The 8,193-nt window shown below is 57.2% G+C and carries 6 protein-coding genes, 1 tRNA gene and 2 pseudogenes; 3 read left to right on the top strand and 6 right to left on the bottom strand.

Features of this window, described 5'->3' with window-relative positions:
- Positions 1–132: 132 nt before the first annotated feature.
- A tRNA-Cys gene (locus J2751_RS15280) sits at positions 133–208 on the top strand.
- A gap of 148 nt (positions 209–356) precedes the next feature.
- On the opposite strand, the pseudogene J2751_RS15835 reads toward J2751_RS15280, so the two are convergent.
- The 5 genes and pseudogenes from J2751_RS15835 to J2751_RS15255 form a co-directional block, all read right to left on the bottom strand.
- Positions 357–1,157, bottom strand: a pseudogene (locus tag J2751_RS15835) (SWIM zinc finger family protein).
- Between the two features lie 43 nt (positions 1,158–1,200).
- Entirely contained in the window at positions 1,201–1,707 is a 507-nt protein-coding gene (locus tag J2751_RS15270; RefSeq protein ID WP_209487302.1) for a hypothetical protein, read from the bottom strand.
- Positions 1,708–1,929, bottom strand: coding sequence for a UPF0175 family protein (locus J2751_RS15265; RefSeq protein ID WP_209487300.1), 222 nt, complete (start codon positions 1,927–1,929; stop codon positions 1,708–1,710).
- Positions 1,930–2,404: 475 nt separating this feature from the next.
- Positions 2,405–2,914, bottom strand: coding sequence for an ERCC4 domain-containing protein (locus J2751_RS15260; RefSeq protein ID WP_209487297.1), 510 nt, complete (start codon positions 2,912–2,914; stop codon positions 2,405–2,407).
- Between the two features lie 153 nt (positions 2,915–3,067).
- Complete coding sequence (locus tag J2751_RS15255) at positions 3,068–5,038, bottom strand: SWIM zinc finger family protein (protein WP_209487295.1); 1,971 nt, start codon at positions 5,036–5,038, stop codon at positions 3,068–3,070.
- A 135-nt stretch (positions 5,039–5,173) separates the two neighbouring features.
- On the opposite strand from J2751_RS15255, the pseudogene J2751_RS15250 reads away from it, so the two are divergent.
- Positions 5,174–6,586, top strand: a pseudogene (locus J2751_RS15250) (DEAD/DEAH box helicase).
- Positions 6,573–7,919, top strand: coding sequence for a DUF790 family protein (locus tag J2751_RS15245; RefSeq protein ID WP_209487293.1), 1,347 nt, complete (start codon positions 6,573–6,575; stop codon positions 7,917–7,919). The pseudogene J2751_RS15250 and the gene J2751_RS15245 overlap by 14 nt, the downstream one beginning before the upstream one ends.
- A 7-nt stretch (positions 7,920–7,926) precedes the next feature.
- On the opposite strand, the gene J2751_RS15645 is transcribed toward J2751_RS15245, so the two are convergent.
- A partial coding sequence (locus J2751_RS15645) for a calcium-binding protein (RefSeq protein ID WP_245202882.1) occupies positions 7,927–8,193 on the bottom strand: 267 nt, incomplete at its 5' end.

Below are 8,193 nucleotides of genomic sequence, written 5' to 3'. Positions count from 1 at the left end.
CGCCGCCCACCCATTCATACGGGGTAACAACCCCACACCAGCCCCACGGACGAGTGTCCGTGGGGCTTTTTTCATACCCAACCCGACCGTGACCGCTAGGCTTAAACGGACTACGTGGATACGTTCGACTGCGCCAAGGTGGCAGAGTCTGGTCAGACGCAGCGGCCTGCAGAGCCGCCCGACGCCGGTTCAAATCCGGCCCTTGGCTCTCACACGTTACCCTAAAGCCCAAGACGACATTGTCTTGGCACGTCCCGCTTTTCCCATCGGAATATCAGGAATGCGACAATCCTACTCGAGTGGGTTGTCCAGCCGGATTCGGTCGTGTTGTCGTATCTTGACTGAGAAAGTCACCGTCATCGCCGCTCTTCGAGAGCGTTGAGCGCACGTCGGAACTGTTCCTCGTTGATCCGCAGTTCGGACAACGCCTGTGCTTCGAGTGCGCCGGCGTATTGTTCGAATTTGCCGTCGCTTGGGTCGGCCGCGAGCACGCAGTCGACGTATCCATCGAGCGCAGAGCACAAGGCTTTGGCGTAGTGATCGTATGCGGCGTCGATGCGGACGTGGTTGCCGTCGATTCCCTCGAACAGCGCACGGTAGACGGTCGCGGCCGCCCGGTAGCGCCCGCGCTCGCGGTACTGCTCGGCTAATTCAAAGAAGTGCGAGAAGTCGATGGCTTCCGTGACGACTGGATAGTTCTCGGTGTGCTGGTCGAACAACTCCTCGATCCTCTCGCGGTACGCTTCGACCGACTTGTGGTCGTCGCCGAACCGTGCGAGAAACTGCTCACGCAGGTCCGGGTTTTCGGCAAGTGCATCGCGCACGAACGCGCGTAGGTCGTCGGACGAGATATCTCCGATAACCCTTTGGACGTGTTCGCTCTTGTCTTGGGGCGGATTAGCGACGACGTCCAGTAGCACCGCGACGACGTGCTTGTACTCGCCCGCTCCTTGCTAAGGACACGCACACCGCGCATCGACGGTGTTCTCGCCCAGTTCGACGGTCACGTCGTACAGACTCGATCCCCGAACCGCAGCTGTGACCACGTCGCCAAACCGTTCGATTCGCTGAATGCGTCCTTCATCCCGGTAGTTCCGCCCGCGCTCGAACACCGCGTCGGTACAGGTCTCCCGGATGTTCACGTTCTCGGGGTCCATAACTGTAGAACGCTTCTTTAACCCGTTTTACCAGTCTACAGCCCTATTTGTCTAGTAGTTCGGTGACGCTCTCGACGGGGGCGTAGTAGCCGCGTTCGTCCCGCCAGACCTCCAGCCATTCGTCCGCAGTTTCGCTGTCGATACGCTCGCGTTTGATGCCGAGGACGAGGAGGCCTATCGATCCAGTGACTGGAACATCCAGTTCTGTCGAAAGACGGCGTGCTGCGAGGTCATCGGTGGCGATGGTCCCATTGCGTCCAACGGCTCCCCGCAACGCTTCTGTTTCTCCTGGATCAAGTCGCTCATGGAGGCTCACCCTTTCTATTTCGGGTGGAACGTCACTGACTGCCAGTCCGTTGTCGAACGCCTCGACGGCGCTGGTCAGATACTCGTGGCCGTGTTTGACTCCCCGTTCAATCTCGTCACGGACTGCGGGTACTACGATTGGAACTTCGAGTAGGTGAACGAGAAATTCGACCGAGCTCGTACTGGCGAAATTACTGATGACAGTTGCGTCGAGGAAAACCGGTTGCGGGTAGCCGTCCGGCATCTATTCGTCGAGGTCGAGTGCAACGTCGATCTCGCGCTGTAACTGGTCGTCAGTTCGTGGCCCGTAGAGCGATGTGAAGCCAGCGTCTTCCAGCACTTCTTCGAACTCCCACCGGGACAGTCCGGCCGCTTCGGCAGCACGTCCGAGCGAGAGGTCGCCGAGAACGTACCGACCCACCGCAGTCGCAAGTTCGTCGGGGGACTCACTACTGGAAGAGGCCATCGTAAGTAGTTATCAGATCCACGGACCTAATAATCTATCGTGGGACGGGGCACTCATCGACTCACCGGGTTGCCATCCACATAGCAATCTAGGACAAAAATATTGATTCATCCGCTATCTGGGGCGATCTGACGATAATTCACTTGATGTGATGGTTTATTATACTTAAAATACTGCCTTAATTCGATCCCTTGGCTCTCACACGTTACCCTAAAGCCCAAGAGGGCATTATTTTGGTGTATATCCGCTCTGATTTCAATATCTCAGAAAACGGATAGTGCAATCGCACCGTAGATTGGTCGATTTTGAATTAGAATACCGGTATCGACCACAATACCCGTGACCACGTATACCCGAGTCCGGATACGCCAATATCCGGAAACGACGCATCACACCTGGAGAAATGGCGTGACATGCTTGTCCTCGGCGAGATCGAGGAGCGGCAACACGCCTTCTGGACAGAGTGAGTATCACGTCAGATTTGCTCACGTCGTCGTAGTAGACTACGACGGACGAGGAGGAGATACGTACACAGTTCCGCTTGCCGTCGGGACTCTGCGAAATGGAACGCGACGTTGTAGTGATCAGTCCACGCCGAGAGGGTGCCCACGATCTGGCTCGGATGGATATCCCGCCACGCCATGCAACCGCGATTGCGAAGGAGGGTTTGCCAAGAGGTCTCTACGACGACGGCCATGGGCTGTGACCACTCGGCGGCCCGCCGCGACTCGGACGTAAATCGGTCACGTTCCCATGTGAGTGCGGTGAGGAAGTCGTGCCCTGATTTGCGCTCGACCGCGAACCGTGGGTAGTGGGTGTCCGATTCTGGGTCGTGAGTACAGTCGGCCGGGACGGCGTAGTCGCCGGTTAAGAGGGTCACGTCCTGCGTCTCGACGGCACACTCATCGAACGTCCACGGATGCTGTTCGCGCGTGTCTCGCAGGACGGTTGTTGGAATCGGATCTGCATCTCGCATCTCGGCCATAGACAAGCGGTGGGTCCGGTATCACGGGTAAACGTTCGGCGGCTGTACAGGTCATACCACGAGGTCTCCAAACGGCCAATCGTCGAATCTCTCGCCGCAGTTGTCACAGGTGTGGGGCATCGGCCGTGTGAGCAACTCCGTTGACAGCCATCATCAAAACCCAGCTTTCTCCAGTTCGTCCAAGAACGCCGGCCGGTTCGAGTGTTTGTCTTTCAGGAAATCGACGAACTCTTCGAACCGCGCTTCGGGGACCAATTCTTGCATCTCTTCTAAGTGGTCGGCGATGTCTCGGTAGTGGCGTCGGCCCGTATCGTTGGCGGCAAACGGGACGAGTAGTTCCCGGTAGAGTTCGAAGTATTCGACCGGGTCAACGGTTGCAACCGAGTCCCGATACTTACGAACCAACGAGAGATCCTCGTTGTCTTTCAGTTCGGCAAATGCCTTCTCTAAGTCGCCATCGTGGACGTATAGCTTGACGAGGTTCTTCCGGTCGTCACGTTGGAAATGCTGTTCGAACTCCTCATACATTGACTCCCACTCGTGTTCACTACAAGTCGATTTCAGTTCATCATATGCGTCCCACTCCGTGTGGTCAAGAAACAGTCGTTTCAGCGTCTTCCGGTACTTCTCTGGATTGCGGTCTTCGTAGAGGTCAGCAGCGAGCCAGCGAAGTGCACGGGGCGACCGAAAGGTGTGGATGCCGTCTTCGAGCACCTCGATTGCGCGGTCTTGCTCCCCGTCGTCGATCAACTGCTGTGCGTACTGCTTGCAGAAGCGGCTATGTTCGAGGTATATGTCATCGTAGAGATTCGCCAGTGCGTCTTCGCTGTCGAGTTGCTCGAGAAAATAGATGTACGCCGAGAGGACACGCCGTGTGCGAAGTGATTCGGATATCCTCCTTTCGGTGGCATCCGAGTCAGCCGGTTCGACATCGATAGTGTGTTGCTCGACGGTTGTCGGTTCGTCAATACGCAGTTCCTCGAAGGCATCACCGACAAAGTAGTCGAGTTTGAGCGTGCCAACTGCCAAGTGTTCGATATCGAGTGCGCCACCGGTGAAATCGTCCGTCGTGAGCGGCCCATCGGTGAAATCAGATGCACAGAGTACATTGTCCGTTCGCTCAGAGCGAGTCGTTGGGTCATCGCTGCTCGTGTCCTCGCTTGAGTTGTCTCTCTCATTCTCAGTTCTAGGCGAGTCCTGACGGGTCACTCCATTGAGGCTGATGCCTGAAATCCGCTCGTCGAGTAATTCCAGCCAGTATTCGATATCCGCATCCGCTGTACAGAGTGTTCGCAGTGCATCATCGTAGTAGTCGCTGGCAAATCCGTGGTTGGCCCCGAGGAAGGCGTCACAGAAATACACGATGTGTGGTCGCTTACGCTCGTGGCTGAGGTCGTGTTCCGCGACTGTCTCCGCATACGCCTCGATAGCCTGCTCCATCTCCCGGCCGTAGTACCCGCTGCTGTCATCGATTCGGTTCATATTCTCGGCTACCGCCTCAGCAATCGCGCGATAGATGTCGGTCGCCGTCTCAACGTGGCCGCGTTCTCGGTGTGTTTCGGCGAGATCGACGTATTGCGAGAAGTCGATATGCGTATCGTATTCGACCATCCCTCGCTGACTGACAGCGTCATCGAACAGTTGGTTGAGCTCCTCCTTGTAGTCGTAGACGGTCTTCCCGGTGTCTTCGCCGACGAATGCGACAAAGCGGTCACGGAGCTCACGGTCGTCCGACAGGATATCAAGCAAAAATCCCCGGAGTTCGTCGGCAGTCGTCTGCTCGACCAGTGACTCGATATCAACTGTCGCCGGGAGTTGTTCATCTGATTCGGGGGCGGTTTCGCTTACCGTATCGGTTTCTTCGTCATCGACCGCCAGTAGGACTGCGACGATATGCTTGCAGTCACCAGCGTGATCATACGGGCAACTACAGTGGGTTTTGATGGTTTCGTCCACGATGTCGATGGCAACATCATAGTCATTGGAGCCTCGGACAATTGCTCGTATCTCTCCGCCGTCAATCTCTATTTCTTTGATTCGGTCTTGGCGGTAGTAGTTGCGACCCCGCTCGAAGGACTGCTCGGTACAGCGCGACCGAATCGCTTCGCGGGTCGGGTACTCCATGTCTTACATGCGACTACCGGTGTGGTGACTGAAAACGTGGCGTTGCGCTGTCACCGGTGAGTGTAGACCGTATCTCTGCTGCTCAGCGGACCCCGACAGATTGAATCGTCCGACACGCATGCGTTCACGTACCGAATGCGGCTCGAATTCGACGACGGAACGCTCCTGCTGGAGAACGCACCTGAAGCCGTTCTGTACGCGGAATGGGACGACCGTGTCGACGCATACCGGGCACAAGCCTATCGATACCGAGCGCTCCTCGAATGGGCCGGCCAGTGGGCTGAGAGCGACGGCTAGGCCACACTCCAAGATGGCTTCAGCCACGACGTTACAGACGCTGCGCGAGCCTATCCCGACCTCGCACTGACACCCGCACTCCAGATCGAACCGCGTGACTATCAGCAGGCCGCGCTTGAGGCGTGGCGGACCCACGACCGGCAGGGTACCGTTATCCTCCCGACCGGCAGCGGGAAGACCTTCCTCGGGTTGCAGGCCATCGCCGACGCCGGTGTCGGTGCGCTCGTCGTCACACCGACGATCGATCTGATGAACCAGTGGCACGCCACGCTGACGAATGCGTTCGGCGACCAACTTACTGAAACGGTTGGTGTCCTCGGTGGTGGCAGCCACGAGATCGCCGCCTTGACTGTGACCACCTACGACAGTGCCTACCGCTATATCGACGAATATGGCGACCGGTTTGGCCTGCTCATCACCGACGAAACCCACCATCTGGCGGCCGACACCTACCTACAAATCCCGGAGATGACCATTGCCCCGTACCGACTTGGCCTCACTGCAACCTATGAACGGGCGGACGGCCGCGAAGAACTACTCGAAGATCGTATGGGGCCGGTCGTTTACGAGGAGGTCGTTGACAACCTCGCCGGGGAGTTCCTGAGCGAGTACGAAACCATTCAGATGTCAGTCGAACTCACCAGCGAGGAGCGGTCTGCGTACGATGACGAGTACCAGCTCTACAGAGACTATGTCGACAATCATGATTTCGACCTCTGGAAAGAACAGGGCTACGCGGAGTTTCTCAAACGCACGTCTTACGACCCTCAGGGTCGCCGTGCCCTCATCGCCAAGCAACGTGCGGAACGCATCGCTCGCACGGCGACAAAGAAACTCGATACGCTTGATAATCTCCTCAAACGGCACCACGATGACCGCGTCATCGTCTTTACTGCGAACAACGACTTTGCCTACGATATCTCTCGAGAGTTCATCCTCCCTTGTATCACGCATCAGACCGACACTGACGAACGCACCGAGATTCTCGAACGGTTCCGATCAGGGGAGTACTCTATGCTCGCCACCTCCCAAGTGCTCGACGAGGGTATCGACGTGCCCGCGGCCAACGTCGGGATCATCCTCTCCGGGAGTGCTTCGAAACGACAGTACGCCCAACGGCTCGGTCGCATTCTCCGACCGACTGACGACCGCCAGCCAGCCCGCCTCTACGAGATTATCACCACCGACACGATGGAGACATACGTTTCCCAGCGACGCCGCGATGGGGTGAGTAGTAGTGCTGACGGCTGACCTCGCACGCTCGCGCACACGTGATAGAGAAGTTCGCCCGCTGTTCATCGACATCTCCGATGAACAGTATCGGTCGACGGCGGCCACACTTATCGATCTCTTTGAGAATCACCTCGGCGAACCGAAAGGCGAGCTTGAAACTGCCATTGACGACCTAACTGTCGACAATACTGACTACAAAATTGTCCAGGGACTGGCGAAGCTACTGAAAGACGAATGTGAGTTTGAACAACAGGCTGCAGTCGAACCTCAGGAGATTCGCCAGCGCCTATTCGAGCGCGCGAACGGACGCTATCCGATCGTTCGCCAACCCACACTCGGGGAAGACACACAGAAACTCGAAGTGTACAGTGCTGTCGCTGACGAACTCGGAATCTCCCTCGAAGAGTGTTACCGAGGGATGTACGCGGATTTGGACGACAACAAGCTCCTAGTTCGGTTCGGTGACCAAACGGTTGCGGACTACGACGCTGCTGAGACCACGTCGACGACAAAGTTGACCGGCAACAGCAAGCAGGCCTACGACCAGACAGCCCAGACCGTCGACTGGCTGCTAGCACGGTACAATTTAGCGCTGGCCCAAGCCGTCCTCTACGACGCTTCGAATATGCGGATTCGGGTCTGGGACCACTTCGGGACGGTGTTCAGCTACATGAAGCTGTTCGGATTGATGCATCGGATCTATCCCATCGACGGCGACGGCAACCGCGTTTCGAGTACCGACCTTGCAGCGGGCTACGAGGCCGAACTTGACGGCCCAGCCTCACTGTTTCGGAAGTCACAGAAGTACGGCATTCGGATGGCGAACTTCCTCCCCGCACTACCGCAGTGTGAACGCTGGGAGATGCGTGCAGAGATTCTGGACGACGATACGGCCAGCGGTAGTAACCGCCTCATACTTGACCACACCGACGGCCTCGTCTCACACTACAGCATGGGTCAGGAGTTCGATAGCGATATCGAACGCACACTCGCCCGGAAGTGGGGGCGAGCGACCACTGACTGGGAACTCACGCGTGAGGACGATGTCTTCGACCTCGGCGCGGAGGTGATGATTCCGGATTTTGCCATCGAACACCCCGATGGCAGACGGGCGATCATCGAGATTGTGGGATTCTGGACCCCAGAGTACCTAGAGTCGAAGCTGGCAAAGATTCGGCAGGTCGATGCCGACAATTTTGTGCTTGCGGTCTCAGAGCGACTGGATTGTGCCGACGAGGACTTCGAAGATACGGCGGAGCGGGTCCTGTGGTTCAAAAGCGGGATTCACGTCTACGACGTGGTCGAACTGGCCGAAGCGTACGCATCTCCCGTCAAAACAGAGCGCGACTGATCGGCGCTCAGCCCAACCGGCCGCCGTTGCCGTTCCAGTAGTGCCAGTCGTCGACCGCTTGTCTGGTATCGCTGTCCACGTCGAGTACTTCGAGCTGTGACAGCGGCACGCCAAACTCCCGGTCCATCCACTCCACGAGGACGAACATCTCCCGGTTGCTGACTACTTCATCGGTCATTCGTACGTGTTTAGCCCGAACTGATTTCGCTGCTATCTCATAGAAGGCGCACAACTTAGCCTGTATGAACTGGCAGCAGAGGTTCGTGATGATTCT

Origin of the sequence: Halorubrum alkaliphilum, from assembly GCF_017873815.1 — an archaeon.
In the GTDB taxonomy this organism is placed as follows: domain Archaea; phylum Halobacteriota; class Halobacteria; order Halobacteriales; family Haloferacaceae; genus Halorubrum; species Halorubrum alkaliphilum.
This window is presented reverse-complemented; position numbering and strand designations above follow the sequence as displayed.

What these genes read in the sequence shown, in the direction of transcription:
- J2751_RS15260 (WP_209487297.1), bottom strand. Translation starts at nt 2,914, where the DNA reads ATGGCCGAGATGCGAGATGCAGATCCGATTCCAACAACCGTCCTGCGA.
- J2751_RS15270 (WP_209487302.1), bottom strand. Translation starts at nt 1,707, where the DNA reads ATGCCGGACGGCTACCCGCAACCGGTTTTCCTCGACGCAACTGTCATC.
- J2751_RS15255 (WP_209487295.1), bottom strand. Translation starts at nt 5,038, where the DNA reads ATGGAGTACCCGACCCGCGAAGCGATTCGGTCGCGCTGTACCGAGCAG.
- J2751_RS15265 (WP_209487300.1), bottom strand. Translation starts at nt 1,929, where the DNA reads ATGGCCTCTTCCAGTAGTGAGTCCCCCGACGAACTTGCGACTGCGGTG.